The organism is Streptomyces sp. NPDC059743 (assembly GCF_042732975.1).
Classification (GTDB): Bacteria; Actinomycetota; Actinomycetes; order Streptomycetales; family Streptomycetaceae; genus Streptomyces.
The window spans coordinates 87,863-112,344 of record NZ_JBHWGS010000026.1; the positions used below are offsets into that span (position 1 = coordinate 87,863).

The window sequence follows — 24,482 nt, forward strand, 5'->3', positions numbered from 1 at the left end:
GCGGACCGGTCATTCCAGTCTCCGTCCCGGTGGCTCCCGCCGCATTCCAGGCCGTGCCCCACCGGTGTCCGGCCAGGTCACGCCGTGAAAGGCTGGGAGCCGCCGCCGAGGGCCACGACGCCAGGGATTCGAGGGCCACGGACATGCGCATATGCCAGAAGGGACACCGTATGGATCACCAGAAGCTCCGCGAGCGGTTCGCGACGCTGACCACCGCCCATGTCGCGGACGCCTGCATCCGCGCACACGTGCCTGTGCGCTGTGCGCCACCGGCCGTACGGGCCGTCGTACCGGGCGGCCGGGTGGTGGGCCGGGTGGCTCCCGCCCGTCATGCCGGCAGCGTGGACATCTTTCTGGAGGCGTTCGAACAGGCCGCGCCCGGCGATGTGCTGGTGGTCGACAACGACGGACGGACCGACGAGGCGTGTGTCGGCGATCTCGTCGTGCTGGAGGCCGGTGCTGCCGGACTGGCGGGCGTGGTGATCTGGGGACTGCACCGCGACACCGCCGACATCCGCGAGATCGGGCTGCCGGTCTTCAGCACGGGATCGACGCCGACCGGCCCTCAGCGCCTGGACGCCCGTCCCGAGGGCGCGGTGGAGTCAGCCACAGTGGGCGAGTGGACGGTGGGTCGCGAGGATCTGGTCCTGGGCGATGACGACGGTGTGCTCTTCGTACCGGCCGACCGTGCCGAGGACCTTTTCACGCTGGCGGAGACCATCCGCGACACCGAGCGGCGCCAGGCAGAGCGCATCCGTTCCGGTGTGTCCCTGCGCAGCCAGGTACGGTTCGACACCTATCTCGCCGCGCGTCGGCAGACGCCTTCCCTGACCTTCCGCGACCATCTGCGGGCCGTGGGCGGAGCCATCGAGGAGTGACTGCTGAGGAGTGACCGCGCGTTACGGCAACTCGGCCGCCCCGGTCGGCCTCGCGGCCCCGCAGCCGCGCCTCAGCCGATGCTGAAGGCGCCCTCCGGCGGTCGCGGCGAGGGCACCGCCCCGCTGTCCCGTACCACCGTCGCGCCTCCGATGAACCGCCGTAGCGACGCGCCGTGTTCGACCCGCGCGGGAAAGGCGTCGGACGCGGTACGGCGGGCCAGCGCAGCCGTGTCGACCGGGCTATGCGAGGCGACCAGCACGGCATTGCCGAAGCGCCGGCCACGGAGCACGCCCGGCTCCGCGATCAGCACCAGCTCCTCGAAGACCACCGCGAAGGTGGCCAGTTGGGAGCGGAGGAAGTCGAAGGGCGCGCCGTCGGCGAGATTGGCGGCATAGATCCCGTCGGGCTTGAGGACCCGCGCGGCCTCCCGCGCGTACTCGACGGAGGTGATGTGCGCGGGCACCCGGGAACCGCCGAACACATCCGCGATCAGCACATCCACCGAGCGCGCGGGCGCCGCTTCGAGCCAGTGGCGGGCATCCGCGCTCTGTACGGTGATGCCGCTGCCGTCCGGTATCGGCAGCCGCTCGGCGACCAGCGCCAGCAGCCCGGCGTCGGCCTCCACCACACACTGCGCCGAGCCGGGCCGGGCCGCGGCCACATAGCGTGGCAGTGTGCAGCCACCGCCGCCGAGATGGAGCACGGTGAGCGGCTCGCCGTCCCGGGCTGCGCAGTCGACCACATGGGCGAGGCGCCGTATGTACTCGAACTCCAGATGTGCCGGATCGTCCAGATCGACATACGACTGCGGCGCTCCGTCGACCGTCAGCAGCCAGGCCCGCTCCCGGTCCACATCGGGCAACAGCTTCGCGGTGCCGCTGTCCACGGCGCGGATGACGGGGATCGGCTCGTTCACCGTCCCATTGTGCGCCGTCCGCGCATACGGTCCCGCGCCCGCCCTCCCCGTACAGGGAAGACGGACGCGGGACCTCGGCGCCAAGGGCTCGGAGCAGCGAGGCTCAGAGCAGCGACGTGACCGTACCGGCGCCGACCGTACGACCGCCCTCGCGGATCGCGAAACCGAGCCCCGGCTCCAGCGGCAGATCACGGCCCAGCTCCACGGTCAGCGTGACCGTCTCACCGGGACGCGCGACCGCCGTCCCGCCCAGGTCGATGTCACCGACCACATCCGCCGTACGGATATAGAACTGTGGCCGGTACCCACTGCCGACCGGAGTGGTGCGGCCACCCTCACGTGTGGAGAGCACATACACCTGTGCGGTGAAGCGTCGGCTCGGTACGAGACTGCCCGGCGCCGCCACCACATGGCCGCGGCGCACCGCGTCCCGTGGCATTCCGCGCAGCAGCAGCGCGACATTGTCGCCGGCCTCGGCGGACTCCATCGGCTTGCCGAACGTCTCCAGACCGGTCACCACCGTCTCCACATCGGCGCCCAGCACCTCCACGCGGTCGCCCACGCGCACCGTGCCGCGCTCGACGGCGCCGGTGACGACCGTGCCGCGCCCGGTGATGGTGAGCACGTTCTCCACCGGGAGCAGGAACGGCGCGTCCGTGTACCGGACGGGCATCGGCACATAGGTGTCGACGGCGTCGAGCAGCGCCTCCACGGCTGCGGTCCAGCGCGGGTCGCCTTCCAGGGCGCGCAGCCCGGACACCCGGACGACGGGCGCCGCGTCGCCGCCGTAGCCGTGCTCGGTGAGCAGTTCGCGTACCTCCAGCTCGACCAGGTCGGTCAGCTCGTCGTCGCCCGCGTCGGCCTTGTTGAGGGCGACGACGATGTGGTTGACACCGACCTGGCGGGCCAGCAGCACATGCTCGGCGGTCTGCGGCATGATTCCGTCGAGCGCCGAGACGACGAGGATCGCGCCGTCGAGCTGGGCGGCGCCGGTCACCATGTTCTTGATGTAGTCGGCGTGGCCCGGCATGTCCACATGCGCGTAGTGCCGGGTGTCCGTCTCGTACTCGACGTGCGAGATGTTGATGGTGATCCCGCGGGCGGCCTCCTCCGGAGCCCGGTCGATCCGGTCGAACGGTACGAAAGTGCCGGTCCCTCGGTCGCTGAGGACCTTGGTGATCGCGGCGGTCAGTGTGGTCTTGCCGTGGTCGACATGGCCCATGGTGCCGATGTTCAGATGCGGCTTGGTGCGCACGTATGCCGTCTTGGGCATGGTTCCTTCCAGGAACTCGAAGCGTGAGAGGGACCCCGGGGCCTTGCCGACCCTCCCCCTGCGGGGTCCGCCGGACGATCCGGGAAGGGTCAGCTTCGGGCGCCGTCGACGGGCGCCGAGGCGGCTGCGAGGGCAGCCGCGGCCAGAGCCGCGACTGCTGCCGCGGCGACTGCCGCCGCCGCTGCGGCCTCAAGGGCCGCTGCCGCCAAGCACGCTGCGAGGACGAGGAACGCGGCAGCCTTCGGCGCGTCCGCGACTGCGGACGGCACTGCGAGGAAGGCGTACCGGAACATGCCGCTGATCCTCGCTCACGGCAGCCGCCGCGTCGAATGGTTTTCCGCCGACGGCCAGTTGACCGTCCGCTTTGGAGGTCCGCTTCGGAGGTCCGTCAGAAGTGCTTCAGGGCCTCCCGTACCGACAGCGGCGACAGCCGGTCCCGCGCTCCCTCGACGAACTCCCGCACCGCCGCCGGATCGGTCTTCGCGTACTCCCGCAGACACCAGCCGATCGCCTTGCGGATGAAGAAGTCGGGATGGTCGGCGCGGCGCAGGCAGTAGTCGAAGAGACGTGCGGCGTCAGTGCCGGCCTTGTATGTGAGCTGGTGCAGCAGGGCCGTACGCGCGACCCAGAGGTTCTCGTCGTCCACCCATCGGTCCATGTCGGCCTTCAGCGCGGGATCGGCGGTCACCAGCGCGCCCGCGACATGCGCGGCGAGCGGATCGATGGTGTCCCACCACGGGACGGTGCTGACGAGATGCCGTACGACGGGCAGAAAACCGGACGAGCAGCGTCCGCTGTACCGGCGCAGATAGTCCACGGCGAAGTACTGGTACTCCCGCTCGGGCAGCTCCCAGCAGCGCAGGGCGACCGCCGCGCAGTCCGTCTCGTCCGGGCGCGCGGTGCCCTCCAGGACCGTACGGGCCAGTGCCCGGCACCGCGGCGCGGGTATGCCGAGGAACGGCGCGATCCCTTTCATGTACGCGACGGACTTCTCGGCGCGCACCGGATCGGCCGCCGTGGGATACACGGCCGTGAGCCGCTCCAGCACGGTGTCGGCCAGCGCGCTGTCCGGCACGGCGGGCTTCTGCGTGACTTGCGTGACTGCGGACGTCATACGGGCACCCTAAAGGCCGGCTCGGACACAGGCGCCGACCTGCGCGTTCTCCGGGCATTGCCCGGGCGTCCCCCGGAGCGGCCCGTTCCGTTGTGCCGCGCGGGGGACGACCGCCATCTCGTGCCCGGCGACCGGCCATCTTCGTCGGCTACGCTCGCCGGGTGCTCGCCCCCGTACCCCGGTCCTCGCCAAGCTTCGCGCTCCGTTGCTACCGGGCGCTTCTCTCGCCCTGGGCGCGGTTCTCCGTACTCGTGGCCCTGCTGGGCGCGTCCGCCGTCGTGGTGCTGCTCTACGAGCCGCAGAAGCTGCTGGCCGACGGCTGGCCGCCGCATGTCAGCGGCGGTATCGCCGTGGTGCTGTTCACCGTGGCGTACGGGCTGCTCGCGACGGTGTTCGTACCGCGCCCGCTCCTCAATATCGCCTCCGGCGCGCTTCTCGGCTCCTATCTCGGGCTGGCCGCCGCGCTCGCCGGGACGGTGCTGAGCGCCGCGCTCTCCTTCGGGCTCGGCCGCTTCCTCGGGCAGGAGGCGCTGCGCCCGCTGCTGCGGGGCCGCTGGCTGAAGGCGGTCGACCGTCAGCTCAGCTCCCACGCCTTCCGGTCGATGCTGGTGATCCGGCTCTTTCCCGGGGTGCCGTTCGCTCCGAGCAACTACTGCGCTGCCGTCTCCCGGATGCGGTGGGCGCCGTTCCTGCTGGCGACGTTCATCGGCTCGATCCCGAACAACGCGGCGTATGTGGTCGCGGGCAGCCGCGCCGCCTCGCCGACATCACCGGTGTTCCTGATCGCCATGGGCTTCATCGTGATCTCCGGTCTGGTCGCGGCGGTGGTCGCCTGGCGCAAGCGCCACCACCTCCGCCGCTGACCGGTGCACTGAAGCCCTGCCGTCAGCTCACAGCGGCCAGCCCGAGGTCGCCGCCCGGCGGCGCCGCGAAGAACCGCGCCACATCGGCCTCGGTGACGTCTGTCAATTCCCTGGGTGACCACCGCGGTCTGCGGTCCTTGTCGATGACCTGCGCGCGGATGCCCTCCCGCAGATCGTGGGTGGCCAGCGCGGCGCACGAGGCGCGGTACTCCTGGTCGAGCACGCGCTCCAGCGTCGGCAGCCGACGGGCCCGGCGCATCGCTTCGAGTGTCGCCTTGAGCGCGGTGGGCGACCGAGTCAGGATCGTTTCCGCGGCCTCTTTCGCCGCGGGCCGGCCACTGCCGAGCAGCCGCTCGACGATCTCCTCCACCGAGTCGGCCGCGTAACAGGTGTCGATCCACTCGCGGTCCGCGGCGAGTTGGCCCTCGGGCACGGCCGTCCCGTGCTCAGTCCCGTACTCGGTCCCGTACGCGCGTACCGTCCCGATGACGTCCGCCGCCTCGCGTATCCCGGGCCCGGCCAGCGCGGTACGCAGTGCGGCCAGCCGCTCCGAAGGTACGAAGTGGTCCGCGAGCCCGCACAGCAGCGCGTCCGCCGCGCCCACCGCCCTGCCGGTCAGGGCGAGATGCGTCCCCAGCTCGCCCGGCGCGCGGGAGAGCAGATAGGTGCCGCCGACGTCGGGGACCAGACCGATTCCGGTCTCGGGCATGGCGACCGCCGACCGTTCGGTGACGATCCGCAGACTGCCGTGCGCCGAGACACCGACTCCGCCGCCCATCACGATGCCGTCCATCAGCGCGACATAGGGCTTGGTGAAGCGGGCGATACGGGCGTTGAGCCGGTACTCGTCGCGCCAGAAGTCGGGCGAGGCGGAGCTTCCGGCGCGCGCGTCCTCATGGATCGCGCGGATGTCGCCGCCGGCGCACAGACCGCGCTCGCCGGCGCCCGAGATGAGCACCGCCGTGACGCTCTCGTCGTCCTCCCACTCCGCGAGGGCCTCGGAGATCCGCAGGACCATCGGGTGGGTGAGGGCGTTGAGCGCGCGAGGGCGGTTGAGCGTGATGCGGGCGGTGCGGCCGGCCCGGCCGAGCAGTACCGGTTCGTCGTCGTGGACCATGCCGCCCAGTATCCGGCACGCCCGAAGCCGTCCAAGGAAAGTACGTCCAAGGTCGTCAGGTCCGTTCCCCGGACCGGGCTGGCCGCCGCGTCACACGAGCCTCTAGGCTGGACACGCAGTCGGTTCGCGCTGTCCGCCAGGCAGCCGCGTCGTAAGAGGGAACCCGGTGGAAATCCGGGACTGCCCCGCAGCGGTGAGTGGGAACGACCGCCGTCATACGCACTGGACGCACCGCGTCCGGGAAGCGACGGCCAGTAGGAGCCTCGTACCGGTACGTACGTCATACGTACGGCCAACGGTTAACAGCCAATGGTCACGGCCAACGGCCACGGCCACGAGGTGTGCCCACAAGTCCGAAGACCTGCCACTGCCCGTGTGCGAGCACCGCACACGGAGATCTCGGTGACCTCGTGGGCGGGTCGGCGGATATGGGCGGGCGTGTGCGACACGTGGCTGCGTGGAGCGCGGCACCGTCCCGGCTTCCGTTCCTTCGCCTCCTACGAGTTCCGCCGGGATCGTTCCCGCACGACTCGCGAAGGAGAGTCCCGTGACACCCAAGTCCGCAGCCGCGGCAGCCCGGTCACATCCGAGTCCGATGTCGAGTTCGAGGTCAAGGCCGACGCCGAGGGCCACCGTCCTCGGCTATCCGCGCCAGGGCGCCGACCGCGAACTGAAGAAGGCCGTCGAAGGGTACTGGAAGGGCCGGATCACCGCGGACACGCTGCGGGAGACGGCCGCAGGACTGCGCCGCGACAACTGGCGCCGGCTGGCCGACTCCGGTCTCCACGAAGTGCCCACGGGCGACTTCTCGTACTACGACCATGTGCTCGACACCAGTGTGATGGTCGGCGCGGTCCCGGCCCGACACCGGGCTGCCGTCGAGGCCGACGCGCTCGACGGCTACTTCACCATGGCGCGCGGTGCCCAGGATGTGGCGCCGCTGGAGATGACCAAGTGGTTCGACACCAACTACCACTATCTCGTCCCGGAGTTGGGCCCGGACACCGTCTTCTCCGCGCACTCGGACAAGCAGGTCGCGGAGCTGCGTGAGGCCGTAGCGCTCGGCCACACCGCCGCCCGGCCGGTGCTGGTCGGCCCGCTCACCTATCTGCTGCTCGCCAAGCCCGCGCCGGGCGTGGCCGACGGTTTCGAGCCGCTCACCCTGCTCGACCGGCTGCTGCCGGTGTACGCGGAGGTGCTGGCCGATCTGCGCGCGGCCGGTGCGCAATGGGTGCAGCTCGACGAGCCCGCGCTCGTCCAGGACCGTACGCCCGCCGAGCTGACCGCGCTCGCGCGCGCCTACCGTGAACTCGGCGCGCTCACCGACCGGCCTCAGCTTCTGGTGGCGTCCTACTTCGACCGGCTCGGCGAGGCCCTGCCCGTACTGGCGAAGGCACCGGTCGAAGGGCTCGCGCTGGACTTCACCGGCCCTGCCGCCGCCAATCTCACCGATCTCGCGGCGGTCGGCGGGCTGCCTGGCAAGCGGCTGATCGCCGGAGTGGTGGACGGCCGCAATGTGTGGATCAACGATCTCGCGGCCTCGCTGACCACGCTCGCCACTCTGCTCGGTCTGGCCGAACAGGTCGATGTGTCGACATCCTGCTCGCTGCTCCATGTCCCGCTGGACAGCGCCGCCGAGCGGGATCTCGATCCGCAGCTCACCCGGTGGCTGGCCTTCGCGCGCCAGAAGACCGACGAGGTCGTCACTCTCGCCCGGGGCCTGGCGCAGGGCACCGACACCGTCGCGGCCCGGCTCGCCGCCAACCGCGCCGATCTCGCCTCCCGTGCCGCCTCGGCGATCACCTGCGATCCGGCGGTACGGGCCCGCGCGGCGGCGGTGACGGACGCGGACGCCCACCGGGACCAGCCGTACGCCGAGCGCACCGCCGCCCAGCACGCGCGCCTCGGTCTGCCTCCGCTGCCGACGACCACCATCGGATCGTTCCCGCAGACCGACGAGTTGCGTACGGCGCGCGCCGAACTGCGGGCCGGGCGGCTGGACGGGACCGGATACGAGGAGCGCATCGCGGCCGAGATCCGAGAGGTCGTCTCCTTCCAGGAGAAGGCGGGCATCGATGTCCTGGTGCACGGCGAGCCAGAACGCAACGACATGGTGCAGTACTTCGCCGAGCGGCTGACCGGATATCTCGCCACACGGCACGGCTGGGTCCAGTCGTACGGCACCCGCTATGTCCGTCCGCCGATCCTGGCGGGCGACATCTCGCGGCCCGCGCCGATGACCGTCGCCACCACGTCGTACGCGCAGTCGCTGACGGACCGGCCCGTCAAGGGCATGCTGACGGGCCCGGTCACCATGCTGGCCTGGTCGTTCGTCCGGGACGACCAGCCGCTTGGCGAGACCGCCCGGCAGGTGGCGCTCGCGCTGCGGGACGAGGTCGCGGATCTGGAGGCGGCCGGTACGGCCGTCATCCAGGTGGACGAACCGGCGCTGCGGGAGACGCTGCCGCTGCGCGCGGCGGACCGGCCGGCGTATCTGGACTGGGCGACGGAGGCGTTCCGGCTGACGACGGCGGGCGTCCGTCCCGACACCCAGATCCATACGCATATGTGCTACGCGGAGTTCGGCGACATCATCCGCGCCATCGACGACCTGGACGCCGATGTGATCAGCCTGGAGGCCGCGCGCTCCCATATGCGGGTCGCCGACGAGCTGGCGGCGGCGGGCTATCCGCGCGAGGTGGGCCCTGGTGTGTACGACATCCACTCACCGCGCGTGCCCTCGGCCGAGGAGATGACCGCCTTGCTGGGCACGGCACTTGAGGCGGTCCCGGCGCGGCGGCTCTGAGTCAATCCCGACTGCGGTCTGAAGACACGCGGCTGGTCCGAGGTCCGTACGTCCCTGGAGAACCTGGTGGCGGCGGCACGGACGACACGGAGCCGCTTCTCGTAAGGCAGCCAGGGAGGGGCCTAAGGCGCGGCTGAGGGCGACGTGGTGTCCTCGGTCGCCGGGCGGGCCGGATCGGTCCGCCCGACGGCCGAGGACGAATCGGCGGCGACCTTCTCCGTGCGGCGGGTCAGCCGGCGTACATCGGGCACGGTCAGGACCGCCGCCGTCAGCAGGACGATCAGCGCCGAGCAGCCCCAGAGCGCCGCGCTCCGCCCGAAGGCGCTCTCCGCCGGTCCCGCGAGCGCCGTGGCCAGCGGGACCATGCCGATCGAGCCCAGCCAGTCGTACGCCGAGACTCGGGAGAACTTCTCCTCCGGGATCTCCTGGTGCAGGGCCGTCATCCATGACACGCCGAAGACCTCCACGGAGATGCCCGTCAGGAACATCACCGCCGCCAGTGCGGCGGCGGACAGCGGTACCGCGAGCCCGGCCGACGGAAGGGCGAGCGGGAAGATGCAGAGCGTGCCCGCGAGCAGCAGTCTGCGCGGTCGCCAGCGCATCATCAGCAGCGCGCCGCCGACGGTGCCCGCGCCGAAGGCCGCCAGCGCGAGGCCCCAGGGACCGGGCCCGCCCAGCTCGTCCCGGGCGACCAGCGGCCCGTACACCGCCTCGGCCGCCACGACGACCGCGTTGACCACGGCGAACTGTACGACGATGCTCCACAGCCAGGGCCTGCCGATGAACTCCCGCCAGCCGTCGCGCAGATCGGCCAGCATCCCGCCACCGGGCGCACGGACCGGGACATGGCTCACATCGAGGAAGGCGCGCAGCGCTCCCGCCAGCAGGAAGGCGGCGGCGTCGATGGCGAGGACCCAGCCCGGCCCGAACGCCGCGATCAGCGCGCCGCCCAGGGCCGCGCCGCCGATTCCCGCGCCGTGCATCGCCATCCGGTAGAGAGCGAAGGCGCGGCCCGCGTGCGCGCCGTCGACACTGGACAGCAGCATGCCCTCGGACGCGGGACTGAAGAAGGCGTGACCGGTACCGCCGAGACCGGCCAGCACCATCATCTGCCACAGCCGTGGCTCGCCCGCGAGGACGAGCACCGCGAAGCACGCCTGTGAGACGCAGTTGAGGGCGTTGGCCGCGACCATCACCCGGTGCCGCGGCAGCCGGTCGGCGAGCGCGCCGCCGACGAGCAGGAAGAGGACGAGCGGAACCGTACGGGCCGCCGCCACCAGCCCGACATCGCCCGCGTCGCCGCCCGACTCCAGCACCGCGAACGCCGAGGCGACCAGCGCACCCTGGCTGCCCAGATTGGTGACGATCGCCGCGGCGGTCAGCAGCGTGTAGTTGCGGCCGGCCCACGCGGGACGGCGGACAAGGCGCCGGGAGTCGCGGTCGGCGGGACGGCGAGCCGCGTCGGAAGGAGAGTTCACCTTGGGACTATCCCCGTCTCAGCGCCCGGTGGCCAATCGATTACGACGAGGAGCCCGTCAGCCGTACGGTGCTCATGATCTGCTTGATCGTCGTGTCCGGGATCTCGTCCGGCACGCCCGTGTTGGCGTAGAGCACCCAGGTCGCGAAGTCGCCCTTGTCGTTGGTGAAGGTGAAGGCGATCGACTTGCCGTCGGTGTCGCACTTGTTCGGCTTGGTCACACCCGAGGTGGCGGCCGTCGCGTAGTGTCCCTTGAGCCCGGACGTGGTGGTGTAGGGCTTGGCGTCGGCGACCTTCACCTTCTCCTTGACCTTGTCCTCCGGTTCCTGCTGGGCGTACGCGGCCCAGGCCCAGCTTCCCGCCTCGTTCTTCGCGGCCGTCGCCGTGTCCTTGGCGCCCTTGCCGCCCTTGGTGCCGGTGCCGCCGAGCCCGCTGTCCTCCATCTTCCCGTCCTTGTTGGTGTCCTGCGAGCACCACTTGGACTTGTAGAAGGCGGGCGCGGAGAAGGAGATGACGGGCGTGCCGTCGTTCTTCTTGTGGTCCTCGAAGCCGGATATGACGCCGGTGCCCGAGACCTCCCAGTCGGCCGGGACGTCGAACTGCGTTCCGTGCTTCGGGTTGGTGACGACCTTCCAGCCCTCGATCTGCGGCTTGCTCTCCTCGCCGGCCCTGGGATTGTCACTGGGCGTGTCCGCGGTCGGCTCAGCGGGCTCGGAGGCGGACGCCGAGGACTTGGGATCGTCGGCGGCCTTGTCGGCCGTTCCGTCGTCCTTCTTCAGCACGAAGAACGCGGTGCCCGCGGCGGCGACCACCACGACCGCCGCCGCGACCACGGCGATGACGGTCGTCTTCTTCCTGTCCGGCGAAGGGCCGGGCGGACCGGGCGGGCCCGGCTGTCCCTGCTGCCTGGGCACGCCGTACTGCGGCACGGTCGGCTGCTGGTACGGGTTGGGCTGCTGATACCCCGGCTGCTGATACCCGGGCTGCGGTTGCCCCTGCTGCCCTTGCTGTCCCTGCTGCGGCTGCCCGGGCTGCTGCTGATAGCCCGGCTGCTGATAAGGGTTCGGCTGCTGGTACCCGGGCTGCTGATAGGGATTCGGCTGCTGGTATCCCGGCTGCTGGTACGGATTCGGCTGCTGGTCCTGCGGGTTCTGCTCGCCCCCGGGCGGCTGCTGTCCTGGCCACATGGCGAGTAACCATAGAGGGGTCGTCCCACCGCTGCCACGTCCGCCCTGTCAGGGGATGGCCAAGCTCTTCTACTCGCGGGTAACCTCGCGTTCCATGAGCGCTGATCAGATGTCCGTCGGCGAGATGCTCGCTGCCACGGTCCCCATGGCCGGGACCCTGGGACTGGAATTCCTGGAGACCACCGCCGAGCGTGCCGTCGTCCGGCTGCCGGACCGGCCCGCGTACCGCAACCATGTCGGCGGACCGCACGCCGGCGCGATGTTCACCCTGGGCGAGTCCGCCAGTGGCGCGATCGTGCTCGCCGCCTTCGGCGACCAGCTCGACCGGGCGGTTCCGCTCGCTGTCAAGGCGGAAATCGGCTACAAGAAACTCGCCATGGGAATCGTCACCGCAACCGCGACGCTGGGCCGCCCGGTGGCCGATGTCGTCGCCGAACTGGACGCCGGAGAGCGTCCTGAATTTCCCGTGACCGTTTTGCTGACGCGCGAGGACGGCGCGGTGACAGGTGAGATGACGGTCGTCTGGACCCTGCGCCCGCACTCCTGACCGTCCCCGGCCACCGGGTAGGCTGCCCGGCGTGCGCCCGCGCGCGCCGGGCAGCCGCCCGTGGATGGTCAGGGAAATCTGGTCACGGAAGTACGGAAGGAACCGGCTTTGCACGTCCAGGAGTGGCTTGAGACCATCCCCCCGGTCAGTATCTATCTCCTGGTCGGAGTGGTGATCGGCCTCGAAAGCCTCGGTATCCCGCTGCCCGGTGAGATCGTCCTCGTCAGCTCGGCGCTGCTCGCCTCCCAGCACGGCGACATCAATCCGTACATCCTCGCCGCCTGTGCCACGGCCGGTGCGATCATCGGCGACTCGATCGGCTATGCCATCGGCCGCAAGGGCGGCCGGCCGCTGCTCGCCTGGCTCGCCGTACGGTTCCCGAGACACTGCGGTGAGCCACAGATCGCCATGGCGGAGCGTTCGTTCGAGAAGTGGGGGATGTGGGCGGTCTTCTTCGGCCGCTTCATCGCCCTGCTCCGTATCTTCGCGGGACCGCTCGCGGGCGTGCTGCGGATGCCGTACTGGAAGTTCCTGATCGCCAATGTGCTCGGCGGAATCGTTTGGGCGGGCGGTACGACCGCCGTCATCTACACGGTGGGCGTCGTCGCCGAGGCCTGGCTCAAGCGCTTCTCCTGGCTCGGTCTGGTGCTCGCCGTGGTGATCGGCATCGTCTCCATGCTGGTCGTACGGAACCGTGCCAAGAAGGCCGCCGAGCAGCCGGCCGGGAAGTCGGCCGATCATCCGGCCGAGCCCACGGCGGGCGAGCCGGAGAACGCACGGACGGCACCGTCAGCACAGAGCGTGACCAAGCCGGCCGATGAGCCCGACGCCGTACCCGCCGCCGACTGACCGGAAACCGCGCCTGGTGAGCCGTCCACGCCTGGCCTGCTGGCCGTCCGGCCCGCCATCGCTCGCAGTGTCCCTCGGCCTCTGTCAGCTCTCGTACGCCTCGCGGTGGATCTTCGCCATCTCGGCATAGCCCGCCGCGTTGCGTCTGATTCCGGCCCGCTCCTCCTCCGTCAGCTCCCGCTTGACCTTGGCGGGCACGCCCGCGACCAGCGAACCCGGCGGTACGCGCAGGCCCTGCGGTACGAGCGACTGCGCCGCGACGAGTGAGCCCGTACCGATGTGCGCGCCGTTGAGGACCGTGGCGCCCATCCCGATCAGCACCTCGTCCTCGACCGTACAGCCGTGCAGTACGGCGTTGTGGCCGACCGAGACGCGCTCGCCGACCGTGAGCGGAAAGCCGGGATCGGCATGGAGCGTGCAGTTGTCCTGAACATTGCTTCCGGCACCCAGAGTGATCGGCGCGCGGTCGGCCCGGAGCACGGCGTGGTACCAGACACTCGCCTCCGCGCCCACACTCACCTCGCCCAGGACGACCGAGGTCGGCGCCGTGAACGCCGACGGATCGATCGCGGGCTCCTCGCCGCCCACGCCTCTGATCAATGCCCGTTCCGTCATACAGGCACCGTAGGCGATCTCTCCTCGGACACGTACGGCAGGTCGGCCAGGAGTGGCCTATTTCTGATGACAGATGATCAATAACCTTAAGTGCGTTGCCCGTTACCGATCGGGCCGGTATCGAACAAGGAGCTTCATGGCCACCGCACAGCAGGTCCCCGACATCCTGTCGCCCGAGTTCGCCGAGAATCCATATCCGGCCTACCGTCTGATGCGGGACAGCGCCCCGCTCATCTGGCACGAGGCCACGCAGAGTTACATCATCTCGCGGTACGAGGATGTCGAGCGCGCCTTCAAGGACAAGGAGTCGGTGTTCACCACCGACAATTACGACTGGCAGATCGAGCCCGTCCATGGCAAAACGATCCTTCAGCTCAGCGGGCGGGAGCACTCCGTACGCCGGGCGCTGGTCGCGCCGGCCTTCCGCGGCAGCGATCTTCAGCAGAAGTTCCTGCCGGTCATCGAGCGCAACTCCCGTGAACTGATCGACGGATTCCGGCACACCGGCTCCGTGGATCTGGTGGAGTCCTACGCGACACGCTTCCCTGTCAATGTCATCGCCGACATGCTGGGACTCGACAAGGCCGACCACGCCCGCTTCCACGGCTGGTACACGGCGGTCATCGCCTTCCTCGGCAATCTCTCCGGCGACGCGGAGGTCACGGCGGCGGGCGAGCGGACCAGGATCGAGTTCGCCGAGTACATGTTCCCGATCATCCGCGACCGGCGCGAGAACCTGGGCGACGATCTTCTCTCCACGCTCTGCGCGGCGGAGGTCGACGGCGTACGGATGAGCGACGAGGACATCAAGGCCTTCTGCAGCCTGCTCCTGGCCGCGGGCGGCGAGACCACCGACAAGGCCATCGCCAGCATCTTCGCGAATCTGCTGCTCCACCCGGACCAGCTCGCGGCCGTACGGGAGGACCGCAGCCTGATCGACCGGGCCTTCGCGGAGACGCTCCGCTACACGCCGCCGGTGCAGATGATCATGCGGCAGACCGCGCGGGACGTCGAGCTCAGCGGCGGTACCGTACCGGCCGGTGCCACGGTCACCTGTCTGATCGGCTCCGCCAACCGCGACGGCTCCCGCTTCCAGGAGCCGGACCGCTTCGATATCTTCCGGGAGGATCTGACCACGACGACGGCCTTCTCCGCCGCCGCCGACCATCTGGCCTTCGCGCTGGGACGGCACTTCTGTGTCGGCGCGCTGCTGGCCAAGGCGGAGGTGCAGATCGGAGTGGACCAGCTGCTCGACGCGATGCCGGACATCCGGCTCGCCGACGGATTCGATCCGGTCGAGCGCGGAGTGTTCACACGCGGACCGCAGACACTGCCGGTGGAGTTCACGCCCGTCGCGGCCTGACGGCATCCGCCGGGCCCGAGGGCATGCCCCGGGCCCGGCGGCCGGACGTACGGTCTCTGCCCGAAGCTACTGCACGACGGGCGTGAAGCTCACCGGCAGCGCGGTCAGTCCCCGCATCCAGATGGAGGGCCGCCAGGTCAGCTCGTACGGTTCCACGGCCAGTACCACATCGGGCAGCCGCTCCAGCAGCGTCTCGATCGCGGTACGGGCGATGACATCGGCCAGCAGCGGAGCCGGATAGGGACAGCGGTGCTCACCGTTGCTGAACGAGAGATGCGCGGAGTTCTCCGCGCCGATATGGCCCTCCGGCCAGATCTGCGGATCCGTGTTGGCCGCCGCCAGCCCCAGCACCAGACAGTCGCCCGCCTTGATGTGCCGGCCGCCGAGCTGGGTGTCCCGTACCGCCCAGCGGCCGATGAAGTTCTGGGTCGGCGTGTCCAGCCACAGCACCTCGTTGAGCGCCTGCCCGACGCTGAGACGTCCGCCGGACACATTCAGCGCGAACCGGTCGTCGGTCAGCAGCAGACGCAGCGTGTTGCAGATCCAGTTGGCCGTCGGCTGCTGGGCGGCGGCGATGACGGTGATCAGATCGACCACCATCTCCTCGTCCGTCAGCCCGGCCGGATTGCTCAGCATCCGTGAGGTCAGATCGGAGCCGGGATTATCCCGCTTGTCCTTGACCAGCCGCTGCATCCGCTCCATGACGCGCACATAGGCGGCGACCGGATCGTCGCCCTCGTCGGCGTCGAGCGAGATCCGCAGATCGCGCACCAGATCGTCGGTGTCCACACCGTCGGCCGGCATCCCGCAGAGCTGGACCACGGCCCGCATCGGCAGGGCGTGCGCGTACGCGGCCATCAGCTCGGCCTGCCCGCTGCCGGCGAAGGTGTCGATGAGGCCCTCGGCGATCTCCCGGCACAGATACGCCAGTTCGAACTGGTCGATCGCCTCCAGCGCGTCGGTGATCACTCCGGCCCGCCGCTGGTGCTCGGGGCCCTCGGCGAACATCACCGACGGCTGGTAGCCGACGAACGGCATGAGCGCCCAGTCGGCGGGGATGGACTCCCACTGGTTCCAGCGCCGTGAGTCACGGGCGAACAGCTCGTCGTGGCTGGTGACATAGGAGACCTCGGAGTAGCCGAGCACCAGCCAGGCGGGAATGCCGCCGTCGAGTGTGACGGGCGCGATCGCGCCGTGCTCCCTGCGCAGGGTGCGGTAGAGCTGGGACGGTGTCTGCTGGTACTCCAGACCGCTGAGCGGTACGGCACCCGCGTGCGCGGGACATTCGGGCGGCGGGGCCAGGTCGGGTCCGGAGCCCGTGGGGTCGGTCATGGTGTCATCTCCCGGGCCATGGCCAGTTCGTAGAGGTGGTCCACAAGGGTGATCAGAACGTTCTTGCCGGACGAGCGCACCCGGGCATCGCAGTCGATCAGCGGGACATGGTCCGGCAGCGAGAGCGCCTGACGGATCTCGTCCAGAGAGAACGCGGAGACATCGTCGTCGAACCGGTTGACCGCGACCACGAACGGTGTCCGGTGGTGTTCGAGCCGGTCGATGGCGTACCAGGACTCGCTCATCCGCCGGGTGTCCACCAGGACGACCGCGCCCAGCGTGCCCGAGAACAGCCGGTCCCAGAGGAACCAGAACCGTTCCTGCCCGGGTGCGCCGAACAGATAGAGCACCATCAGCTCGTTGAGCGTGATCCGGCCGAAGTCGAAGGCCACGGTCGTGGTGGTCTTGGTGGTCAGCCCGGCCGTCTCGTCCACACCGATCCCGGCCTGTGTCATCACCTCTTCGGTGTTGAGCGGACGGATTTCGCTGACCGAGCGGACGAGGGTGGTCTTTCCGACCCCGAATCCGCCCACGACGACAATCTTCAGCCCGGTCTCGGCGGCATCGGCCAGTGGAGTACGGGCCGGGAGTTCAGAGGTTGCGGAGTCCAAGGAGCACCTCCTTCAAGAGGGCGGAGTCGGGAAGTTCGGCGGAGCGCGCGGCGCGCGGATGCCGGGCGGTGATCCGGCCCGTCGCGAGGAGATCGCCGAGGAGGATACGTACCACCGTGACCGGCAGTTTCAGCTCGGCGGAGATCTCGACGACCGCGGTGGGATGGCGGCACAGTCCGAGGATCTTGACATGCTCCGACTGCATCCCGGCCGTCGGTTCGCACTCGCTGACGATCAGGGTGACCAGGTCGAACGAGTCGTCGTCGGCCCGGCTGCGGCCACCGGTGACGGTGTACAGCCGGTCCGGATCCCCGATGTCGACGGGCCGGCGGATCATGACGGTGAACTCTCCTGGAGGGGAGTGCTGCGCGGCTCGGCCCGCAGATGTTCACCGATCTGCTCGACCAGCTCGGTCATCTGGTGGCCCACCACACCGGGATCGGCGCCGTCCTCGGCCACCACCGCGAGATGGGCGCCGTCGCCGGCCTCGACGATGAAGAGCAGACCGCCGTGGAACTCGGTCATCGAGTGCCGTACGCCGCCGGTGCCGTTGCCGAACTCCACCGAGGCGCCCTGGGCGAGCGCCTGGATGCCGGAGCAGATGGCGGCGAGCTGATCGGCCTGATCGAGGGTGAGATGGCGGCTCCAGCAGAGTTTCAGCCCGTCACGAGAGAGCACCAGGGCATGCCGCGTGCCGGGGGTGCGTTCCAACAGGCTCTCGAGGAGCCAGGTCAGGCTGTTGTCAGTGGTCTGCTGCATGGTGTGCGTGGGGCGGGTGTTGCTGTCCGGTGAACCGGTCACCAGCCCGTGCCTCCAATCTCGCGTTCGGGTGGGGGATGGGCGCCGAGTCCCCGGGCGCCGTACGGGGAGAGCGCGGCCCTGGGGCCTGTCCGGCGGACAGGCCCTAGTCGGCCGGTATGCCGGGTATGTCGCCGCCTTCGGGCGGGCTCTGTCCTTCGGACGTGCTTCCGGTCGTGGACGTTCCGGTCGTAGACGTTTCCGTCGCGGGTGTTCCGCTTCCCGCAGGACCGTCGGCGGGGCGCCGCGCGCGGTGGAAGGCTCCGAACTGGGAGCCCGCGTCACGGCCGGGGCGTGTCTCACCGGACTCGGACTCGGTCTCCGGCTGCGGCCTGCCACGGTCGGCCGCGGCCATGGTGCGTCCCGGCGGGCGCACCGGCAGACCGTTGGGCGTCGCCACGTTGGGCCCGTCGGCAGGGACGGACAGGTCGGCGAGGAACTCGTCGGCACCACCGGCCACGGACCGGAGCGACGAGGAGGGCGGCAGCGTGGAGGAGGGCGGCGCGGCGGTGACCGCCGGTCCGGCGGGCGCCGCGACGGTTGCCTCCGGCGCCGGGCGCCGCAGCGACTGTTCGTTGGTCAGGATCCGCTGCTGCGCGATGAGCTGCGGCGGGAACAGCACCACGACACCCGTGCCACCGCGCGAGGACGGCCGGTAGTTGACACTGATGTGGTACTTGGCGGCCAGCCTGCCGACCACGGCCAGACCGAGCCGGGTGCCCTGGAGCATCGCCAGGTCGGTGACGCGTCCCGACACGGACTCCTCGGCGCGCCGCATCGCGGCGTCCGCCATCTTCAGTCCGCTGTCCTCGATGGTCACCACGAGTCCGGCGGTGCGCTCCTCGACATAGACATGCACCTCGTCGATCGGCGGCGAGAAGTTCGCCGCGTTGTCCATGAGTTCGGCGAGGAGATGCATCACCGGCTCGGCGGCGAACCCGGCGATCGCGGCGGTGCTGGAGCAGTGCAGCCGTACGCGCTGGTACGCGGCGATCCGGCCCACCGCGCCGCGCAGGATGCTCTCCATGCCGATCGGCTTGTTCCAGGCGCGGCTCGCGCGTCCGCCCATCAGCAGGGCCAGCCGGTCGGTGAGCAGTCCGAGCTGCGAGGTGTTGTGGTCGAGCTTGAGGAGATCGCCGAAGACCTCCTCGCCGTGCCGGTCCTGCATCTCCCGCAGATCGGCCAGCATGCTCACCGCCTTCGCCTGCACCCGGCTCAGCGCCTTGGCGCTGGCCGCCTGCGCTGCGGCTGCGCGCCGCTCGCTGGTGGCGAAGTCCCGTACCACCGTGTCCACCAGGACCCGCAGCCGTGGATCGGCAGGAGGATCGATACTGCCGAGCACCGTGTCGGCGGAGCCGCCCGAGCGCAGCCCGCCGAGCGCGGCGGGCAGCGTCTTCGTGGTGAGCAGATCCAGATCGTCGGCGGACCGGGCCAGCCGGCTCAGGGCGGTCTCGCCGTCGGCGGCGGCCTTGGCCGCGCGCCCTTCGGAGTCCGCCATCTCGGCGGTGAACATCTCCAGGACACGGCGGAGTTGGGGATCGGACGGCGCCGGTGTGGCGGCGAGCGTCTCCTCGGCGCTCGCGCCGTCCCGGAGTCTCTTGACCACGGCGGGCAGCGTGACGTTCAGAAGATGCGCGGTCTCCGCGCCGGACTGGGCCAGCCGCGTCTGCGCCGTCCTGATCTCGCTCTCCGCCGTGGCCGTACCGCGTCGTACGCGGCGGACCAGCAGCGCGGCCATGACGACGGCGACCGCCACACATGCCCAGGCGACCGCGACGGTGGCGGCCACCCAGGCACGGGCGGCGGCGGGAGCCGACGCGGCCACCGCGCCCGCGACCGCGCCGGTCACCACCACCAGCGTCAGGGGCACGGCGAGCGACGACCGTTTCGTGCGTATGCGGCGCGGGCTGGGGGCGACAGGCACTGACATTCCGCGGTCCCTCGGTACTTGAGTGCGGGGGGAAACAGACCGGCCGACCAGCGCGGTTCGGCCGCACGGGCGGGATCGGACACCGATGGGGACGGCGATCTTCCGCACCACATGTGGCGCTCATGCTAACCACGCGGAGTGGCACGGGAGGCCGTGGAGAGCCCGGAGCCCACACAACGGGGGAGTTCGTCCCGAAGTCACCCACCGGCCAGCGGCGGCATGGTAAATGGGGATGTCCGTTATGAGGCCTGTCGTACGGGCCTGGCCTGCCCGATCAGCGGCCCTTACCGCCCGTTCCGCCGCCGGGAGGCCGTCCGCGGAAGCATTCCGGGGACTCAACACACCTTGTGGTCAACTGATTTCAGCCAACCCGGGGTGTGGTGGCCGGTGCTGTGGGCGTCCCGTGGGTGGTGTCGTGGCCGGCGTCGTGGGGTGAACGTCACAGCGAGTGGGCCCGGTCCGGCCGGTCGCCGCCGACTACGGTGAGGCGGGTGCCGAAGAACAGAAACACGTTCTCATCACTCTCCTCACCGGCCTCCTGGCGGCGCCGTCTTCTCTCCCGGGCCGTCCACGAGGGCTGGCGCTGGATCCAGAAGACCGGTGCGGTGAGCGCCGAGCGTCCGGGACGGCTGCGCTTCCGCCGGATCGGCACCGGCACCCGGCTCGCCTTTCCGCAGGGCACGGTCTTCGGCGAGCCGTGGATCGAGCTGGGGGAGCACTGCGTCATAGGCGAACACGTCACTCTGACCGCGGGGATGATGCCCGGACTCGACCTCGGCCCCGAGACGGTGCTGACGCTCGGCAACGGAGTGGTGCTCGGCCGGGGCAGCCATGTGATCGCCGACACCACGGTGACCATCGGCGCGGACACCTACTGCGGGCCATATGTCTACATCACGTCGACCAACCACAGTTACGACGATCCGAAGGTGCCCGTCGGCAAGCAGTGGCCGCGGATGGAACCGGTGGAGATAGGGCCCGGCTGCTGGCTCGGTACGGGCGCGGTGATCCTGCCCGGCGCGCGGCTCGGCCGGAATGTGGTGGTCGCGGCGGGCGCCGTCGTACGAGGAGAGGTGGCCGACCACGCGGTGGTGGCCGGCGCGCCCGCGCGGGTCGTACGGAGCTGGGACGACGAGCGCGGCTGGCAGCCGCCGCTGCGCACGCCCGCGCCGGTGCCGATCCCGGAAGGCATCACGCCGGAACAGCTGCTGGCGCTCGGGGAGTTGGAGCGGCCGTCCTGACGCGCGCTGTCAGGCGGATACGGGGCGGGCGGGCCGGGCCGTCGTCAGCCCGCCGCCAGCAGCACTGTGCCTATGAGTGCGAGCCCGGCGCCCGCGGCCTGGATCGCGCGCAGCCGTTCCTTGAGCACTCCGCGTGCCGCGACCGCCGTGATCACCGGATAGAGCGAGGCCAGCACGGCGGCGACGGTGACGGGTCCGTACCACGCGGCCAGCGCGTACGTACCGTTCGCCGCCACATCGGCGAGTCCCACGAACGCAAGGGCCGGCAGAGCGGCTCGTACGGCACGGAGCCCGCCGCCGTCCTCCGGCAGCGCGCGGGCTCCGCGGCGCACCGAGAGATAGAGCGCGGTCCCGCCGACCGTCACATTGGCCACGCGCTGGACGAAGAGCGCGAGGAACAGCCCGGTCACGGTGGTCGAGGACTCGGAGATCAGCGCCATCACCGCGCCGAAGCCGAACGCGGCGACCAGCGTGAGCAGCACCGCCTGCCGCCGGACCGGGGCTCCGCGCAGCTCGGGGCCGCCCGCGAGAACGATTCCGGCCACGGCCACCGCGATCCCGGCGAACTGGAGCAGTCCCGGCCGTTCGCCGAGGACGAGTCCCACTCCGACCGGTACGGCGACGCCGATCGAGCCCAGTGGCGAGACCACGCCCATCGGGCCGAGGGCGAGCGCCTTGTAGAAGCTGAGCATCGCGACCGGGCCGACCACTCCGGCGGCGACCGCGTACCAGAGCCGTGGTCCGGCCTCCGACCAGCCGCCGCTGGCGATCACGATCGCGCCGAGGACCGCCACGGCGAGGGCCTGCGAGACCACGACGACGGTCAGGGCGGGCAGGCGCCGGGTGAGCAGTCCGCCGCCGAAGTCGGCGAGTCCCCACAGCACGCTGGTGGCCAGGGCGAACAGTGCGGTCATGAAGGGCCTCGCAGTACAGTGCGATGGACGATTCGGTGCAGCCCACCATAGTGCAGTCTGTTGAACTGTTTCATTGAATATATTGGACGGAATGTGTCTGACCTCGATCAGCTCACGCAGTCGCTGGCGCGCAATCTCAAACGCTGGCGAGGTGAACGGGGCTTCACGCTCGACGCCCTGGCCGCCCGCGCGGGAGTCAGCCGCGGAATGATCATCCAGATCGAGCAGGCACGGACGAACCCGAGCGTCGGCACCACCGTCAAGCTCGCGGACGCGCTCGGCGTCTCCATCACCACGCTTCTCGACTACGAGCAGGGCCCGCAGGTCAGAGTCGTACCGGAGAGCCAGGCTGTACGGATGTGGTCCACGCCGGCGGGCAGCCGCACCACGCTGCTGGTGGGCACCGAGGCGCGCGGGCCGCTGGAAATGTGGTCCTGGGTCCTGATGCCCGGTGACGCCAGCTCATCCGATCCGCATCCGCCGGGCACCACCGAACTGCTCCATGTGACCGCGGGCGAGCTGACGCTGGTCGTGGACGGCGGACCGCACTCCGTACCGGCCGGCGCGTCCGCGACCTTCGAGGCGAACGTCCCGCACACCTACCGCAACGACGGCCCGGACATCTGCGAACTGGTCATGGCCGTCTCCATCCCGCCCGCGCGCTGAGACAACCGGCCGGCCGTCCCGGGACGGCTGTTAGCGTGAGATCCATGCGTGCTCCTCTCGGACATTTCGACAACGCCGTCCCGGCCCCCGACCGCCTCGACCTGCTGACTCCGCCCGTCGCCGACGCCGTACGCGCATGGCAGGGCGACGTTCCGGCCGAGCAGTTGGTGTACGTGGACACCGATCCGGCGATCGCGGACACGGCGGTCTTCGCCGAGCACTACGGCACCGAACTGCTCGACCAGTCGGCCAACTGCGTGGTCGTGGCAGGTAAGCGCGGTGGCGAGACCACACTCGCGGCATGCGTCGTCCTTTCCCGCACCCGCGTCGACGTCAACGGCGCGGTCCGCCGTCAACTCGGCGCGCGAAAAGCCTCGTTCGCCTCGATGGACACCGCGGTCGGCGAGACGGGCATGGAGTACGGCGGCATCACCCCGATCGGCCTGCCCGCCAACTGGCCACTGCTGATCGACTCCGCTGTGCTCGACACCGAATGGATCCTCATCGGCAGCGGCAGCCGCCGAGGCAAACTGATCGTCCCGGGCAAATCCTTGGCGTCCCTGCCCGGCGCGGTGATCCTGGCGGGCCTGGGCATCTGACCTCAGCTCCGGCCGACCGCACAGGGTCGGCGCTCAGCCTCACGGCCAGGTCGGAGGAGTTGGGGGATCTCTGTCGCCGGGGATGTTGCGATGCTCCGCGCTGCGGATGCAGGGGGCTTTTCGCGTTACGTACCGACGGTCGGGCGACGTACCGTTTCAGGGTGAGTGAGCAACTAGGCGACACGCTGCGGCGCCTCAGGAAGCTGTCCGGGATGACACAAGAGGAGCTGTCCGAGACGTCTGAAGTGTCTGTTGACGTCATCAGGAAGCTGGAGCAGAAGCGGACGCTCTCTGCGCGGCTTCCCACCCTGCACGCGCTGGCTGATGGTCTCGGTGTCGAGCTGACGTCGCTGCTGGGGGATCCGCCGGGAGCACGGTCCGAGGGTGATGGTGACTCGCCGGCCCTTGTTGCTGTCAGGCGCGCAATCACCCCCACCGCCTTCGCCCCCGGACCGGACCCCGCGGAGGCAGACGGACTGTCTGTGGCTGAGCTGCGCGATCGGATCGCAGACGCATGGTCCGAGTACCATGCCGCGGAGTTCGACAGCCTCATGAAGACTCTTCCGGACATCATCGCGGACGCGCGGCGCCTCGTCGCGGCCGGCGAGGAGGGCTCTCACGCTGCCCTGGGGAAGTCGTTCCAGCTTGGCGGCCACCTTGCGGTCAGGCTGGGCAAGACGGATCTCGCGATCATCAGCCTGGAGCGTGCGATAGCGGAGGCGGAGAAATCCTCGGACCCTCTCCTGACTCCCATGATCTGTAACTCGGTGGCATGGGCGTATCAGCGCCAGAACAGGCTCCTGGACGCGATCTCCGTAGCGCGCTATGCGGCCGACAGGGTCAAGGGGGCGGGTCTCACCACCGCCGAAAGTGTGAAGGTGTGGGGAGCGCTGATGATGTCTGCTGCGACGAGCTACGCCCGGAGCAACGACTACGAGCGCGCGGACGAGATGATGCGCGCAGCAGAGAAGGAAGCGGAGCGGGTCAGCAAGCTTCCGGCATCCGAGGACAACCGCATGGTAAGCGTCTTCAGCAGATCGTCCGTCCGCATCGAACGCGTCCGCCTCGCAGTTCAGCACGGACATCCGGCGGAGGCCCTGAGCCTGGCCAAGGGGATGCGTCTCTCAAAAGACACGCCTCCGTCTTGGCGCACATGGTTGCTTTTGGATGTGGCGCGGGCACATACAGACTTGGGGGACGCCGAAGGCGCCGTCAAGGCGCTGGAATCCCTTCGCCGCGTGGCCCCCGCGTGGATGCGCCATCACACTCTGGCTGTGTCCATCATCCGGGACCTGTGGGAACTGCCGAACAAGCCGCAGGGGCTCCGACCGCTGGCGCAATTCGTCGGTGTGGCGGATTAGCGTCGCAAAAGATGTAGGTCCTGA

At 70.1% G+C, this 24,482-nt stretch carries 23 protein-coding genes, 1 pseudogene and 1 riboswitch; of the genes and pseudogenes, 10 read left to right on the forward strand and 14 right to left on the reverse strand.

The genetic code is table 11. From position 1 onward, the window contains the following. Positions 1–170: 170 nt before the first annotated feature. Positions 171–878, forward strand: coding sequence for an RraA family protein (locus ACFV6H_RS34965; RefSeq protein ID WP_385550545.1), 708 nt, complete (start codon positions 171–173; stop codon positions 876–878). Positions 879–949: 71 nt separating this feature from the next. Here the strand turns inward: ACFV6H_RS34965 and ACFV6H_RS34970 are convergent, their stop codons facing one another. The 4 genes from ACFV6H_RS34970 to ACFV6H_RS34985 form a co-directional block, all read right to left on the reverse strand. Further along, positions 950–1,795, reverse strand: coding sequence for a spermidine synthase (locus ACFV6H_RS34970; protein ID WP_384986582.1), 846 nt, complete (start codon positions 1,793–1,795; stop codon positions 950–952). A 103-nt stretch (positions 1,796–1,898) separates the two neighbouring features. Further along, positions 1,899–3,068, reverse strand: a complete 1,170-nt coding sequence (tuf, locus tag ACFV6H_RS34975; RefSeq protein WP_385550547.1) for an elongation factor Tu — start codon at positions 3,066–3,068, stop codon at positions 1,899–1,901. An 89-nt stretch (positions 3,069–3,157) separates the two neighbouring features. Further along, positions 3,158–3,361: a hypothetical protein gene (locus ACFV6H_RS34980; RefSeq protein WP_385550549.1), complete on the reverse strand. Its 204-nt coding sequence runs from the start codon at positions 3,359–3,361 to the stop codon at positions 3,158–3,160. Positions 3,362–3,456: 95 nt separating this feature from the next. Further along, on the reverse strand, positions 3,457–4,182 hold the full coding sequence (locus ACFV6H_RS34985) for a DNA alkylation repair protein (protein ID WP_385550551.1): 726 nt from the start codon (positions 4,180–4,182) through the stop codon (positions 3,457–3,459). A 161-nt stretch (positions 4,183–4,343) separates the two neighbouring features. Between ACFV6H_RS34985 and ACFV6H_RS34990 the strand changes: the two genes are divergently transcribed. Further along, positions 4,344–5,045 (forward strand): TVP38/TMEM64 family protein, encoded by a 702-nt coding sequence (locus ACFV6H_RS34990; RefSeq protein ID WP_385550553.1) that lies wholly within the window; start codon positions 4,344–4,346, stop codon positions 5,043–5,045. Between the two features lie 22 nt (positions 5,046–5,067). On the opposite strand, the gene ACFV6H_RS34995 is transcribed toward ACFV6H_RS34990, so the two are convergent. Then, on the reverse strand, positions 5,068–6,162 hold the full coding sequence (locus ACFV6H_RS34995) for an enoyl-CoA hydratase/isomerase family protein (protein WP_385550555.1): 1,095 nt from the start codon (positions 6,160–6,162) through the stop codon (positions 5,068–5,070). Between the two features lie 103 nt (positions 6,163–6,265). Then, positions 6,266–6,546, forward strand: a riboswitch (cobalamin riboswitch). Between the two features lie 211 nt (positions 6,547–6,757). Here ACFV6H_RS34995 and metE point away from each other — a divergent pair. Beyond that, positions 6,758–9,073: pseudogene (gene metE, locus ACFV6H_RS35000) on the forward strand (5-methyltetrahydropteroyltriglutamate--homocysteine S-methyltransferase). A gap of 17 nt (positions 9,074–9,090) precedes the next feature. Here the strand turns inward: metE and ACFV6H_RS35005 are convergent. Together ACFV6H_RS35005 and ACFV6H_RS35010 are read right to left on the reverse strand one after the other, a co-directional pair. Next, positions 9,091–10,446: an MFS transporter gene (locus ACFV6H_RS35005; protein WP_385550557.1), complete on the reverse strand. Its 1,356-nt coding sequence runs from the start codon at positions 10,444–10,446 to the stop codon at positions 9,091–9,093. A 40-nt stretch (positions 10,447–10,486) separates the two neighbouring features. After that, the gene (locus ACFV6H_RS35010) at positions 10,487–11,632 is read right to left on the reverse strand and encodes a hypothetical protein (protein ID WP_385550559.1); all 1,146 of its coding nucleotides are present in this window, start codon (positions 11,630–11,632) and stop codon (positions 10,487–10,489) included. Positions 11,633–11,726: 94 nt separating this feature from the next. On the opposite strand from ACFV6H_RS35010, the gene ACFV6H_RS35015 reads away from it, so the two are divergent. Both ACFV6H_RS35015 and ACFV6H_RS35020 read left to right on the forward strand, forming a co-directional pair. Further along, positions 11,727–12,179: a DUF4442 domain-containing protein gene (locus ACFV6H_RS35015; RefSeq protein ID WP_385550561.1), complete on the forward strand. Its 453-nt coding sequence runs from the start codon at positions 11,727–11,729 to the stop codon at positions 12,177–12,179. A gap of 108 nt (positions 12,180–12,287) precedes the next feature. Continuing rightward, a complete protein-coding gene (locus ACFV6H_RS35020) occupies positions 12,288–13,028 on the forward strand; it encodes a DedA family protein (RefSeq protein WP_385550563.1) in 741 nt (246 codons plus the stop codon). A gap of 84 nt (positions 13,029–13,112) precedes the next feature. Here the strand turns inward: ACFV6H_RS35020 and ACFV6H_RS35025 are convergent, their stop codons facing one another. After that, positions 13,113–13,643 (reverse strand): gamma carbonic anhydrase family protein, encoded by a 531-nt coding sequence (locus tag ACFV6H_RS35025; RefSeq protein WP_384986592.1) that lies wholly within the window; start codon positions 13,641–13,643, stop codon positions 13,113–13,115. A 136-nt stretch (positions 13,644–13,779) separates the two neighbouring features. Between ACFV6H_RS35025 and ACFV6H_RS35030 the strand changes: the two genes are divergently transcribed. After that, complete coding sequence (locus tag ACFV6H_RS35030) at positions 13,780–15,006, forward strand: cytochrome P450 (protein ID WP_385550565.1); 1,227 nt, start codon at positions 13,780–13,782, stop codon at positions 15,004–15,006. Between the two features lie 66 nt (positions 15,007–15,072). On the opposite strand, the gene ACFV6H_RS35035 is transcribed toward ACFV6H_RS35030, so the two are convergent. The 5 genes from ACFV6H_RS35035 to ACFV6H_RS35055 form a co-directional block, all read right to left on the reverse strand. Further along, positions 15,073–16,338: a cytochrome P450 gene (locus ACFV6H_RS35035; RefSeq protein WP_384986594.1), complete on the reverse strand. Its 1,266-nt coding sequence runs from the start codon at positions 16,336–16,338 to the stop codon at positions 15,073–15,075. Then, on the reverse strand, positions 16,335–16,949 hold the full coding sequence (locus ACFV6H_RS35040; protein WP_066953768.1) for an ATP/GTP-binding protein: 615 nt from the start codon (positions 16,947–16,949) through the stop codon (positions 16,335–16,337). Before ACFV6H_RS35040 ends, ACFV6H_RS35035 begins: the two co-directional genes overlap by 4 nt. After that, on the reverse strand, positions 16,930–17,286 hold the full coding sequence (locus tag ACFV6H_RS35045; protein ID WP_384778784.1) for a DUF742 domain-containing protein: 357 nt from the start codon (positions 17,284–17,286) through the stop codon (positions 16,930–16,932). Before ACFV6H_RS35045 ends, ACFV6H_RS35040 begins: the two co-directional genes overlap by 20 nt. Next, complete coding sequence (locus ACFV6H_RS35050) at positions 17,283–17,708, reverse strand: roadblock/LC7 domain-containing protein (protein WP_093597512.1); 426 nt, start codon at positions 17,706–17,708, stop codon at positions 17,283–17,285. The genes ACFV6H_RS35045 and ACFV6H_RS35050 overlap by 4 nt, the downstream gene beginning before the upstream one ends. 145 nt (positions 17,709–17,853) lie before the next feature. After that, positions 17,854–19,677 carry an ATP-binding protein gene (locus tag ACFV6H_RS35055; RefSeq protein ID WP_385550568.1) on the reverse strand — a complete coding sequence of 608 codons (1,824 nt, stop codon included), beginning with the start codon at positions 19,675–19,677 and terminating at the stop codon, positions 17,854–17,856. Positions 19,678–20,168: 491 nt separating this feature from the next. On the opposite strand from ACFV6H_RS35055, the gene ACFV6H_RS35060 reads away from it, so the two are divergent. After that, positions 20,169–20,918, forward strand: coding sequence for an acyltransferase (locus ACFV6H_RS35060; RefSeq protein ID WP_385550570.1), 750 nt, complete (start codon positions 20,169–20,171; stop codon positions 20,916–20,918). A gap of 44 nt (positions 20,919–20,962) precedes the next feature. Here ACFV6H_RS35060 and ACFV6H_RS35065 read toward each other — a convergent pair whose 3' ends face one another. After that, positions 20,963–21,832 carry an EamA family transporter gene (locus ACFV6H_RS35065; RefSeq protein WP_385550572.1) on the reverse strand — a complete coding sequence of 290 codons (870 nt, stop codon included), beginning with the start codon at positions 21,830–21,832 and terminating at the stop codon, positions 20,963–20,965. 93 nt (positions 21,833–21,925) lie between these two features. Here ACFV6H_RS35065 and ACFV6H_RS35070 point away from each other — a divergent pair, with 93 nt between their 5' ends. The 3 genes from ACFV6H_RS35070 (at position 21,926) to ACFV6H_RS35080 (ending at position 24,458) form a co-directional block, all read left to right on the forward strand. Then, entirely contained in the window at positions 21,926–22,498 is a 573-nt protein-coding gene (locus ACFV6H_RS35070) for a helix-turn-helix domain-containing protein (RefSeq protein ID WP_385550574.1), read from the forward strand. 44 nt (positions 22,499–22,542) lie between these two features. Further along, on the forward strand, positions 22,543–23,097 hold the full coding sequence (locus tag ACFV6H_RS35075) for a YbaK/EbsC family protein (RefSeq protein WP_385550576.1): 555 nt from the start codon (positions 22,543–22,545) through the stop codon (positions 23,095–23,097). A 161-nt stretch (positions 23,098–23,258) separates the two neighbouring features. After that, positions 23,259–24,458: a helix-turn-helix domain-containing protein gene (locus ACFV6H_RS35080; protein ID WP_385550578.1), complete on the forward strand. Its 1,200-nt coding sequence runs from the start codon at positions 23,259–23,261 to the stop codon at positions 24,456–24,458. Positions 24,459–24,482 lie beyond the last annotated feature (24 nt).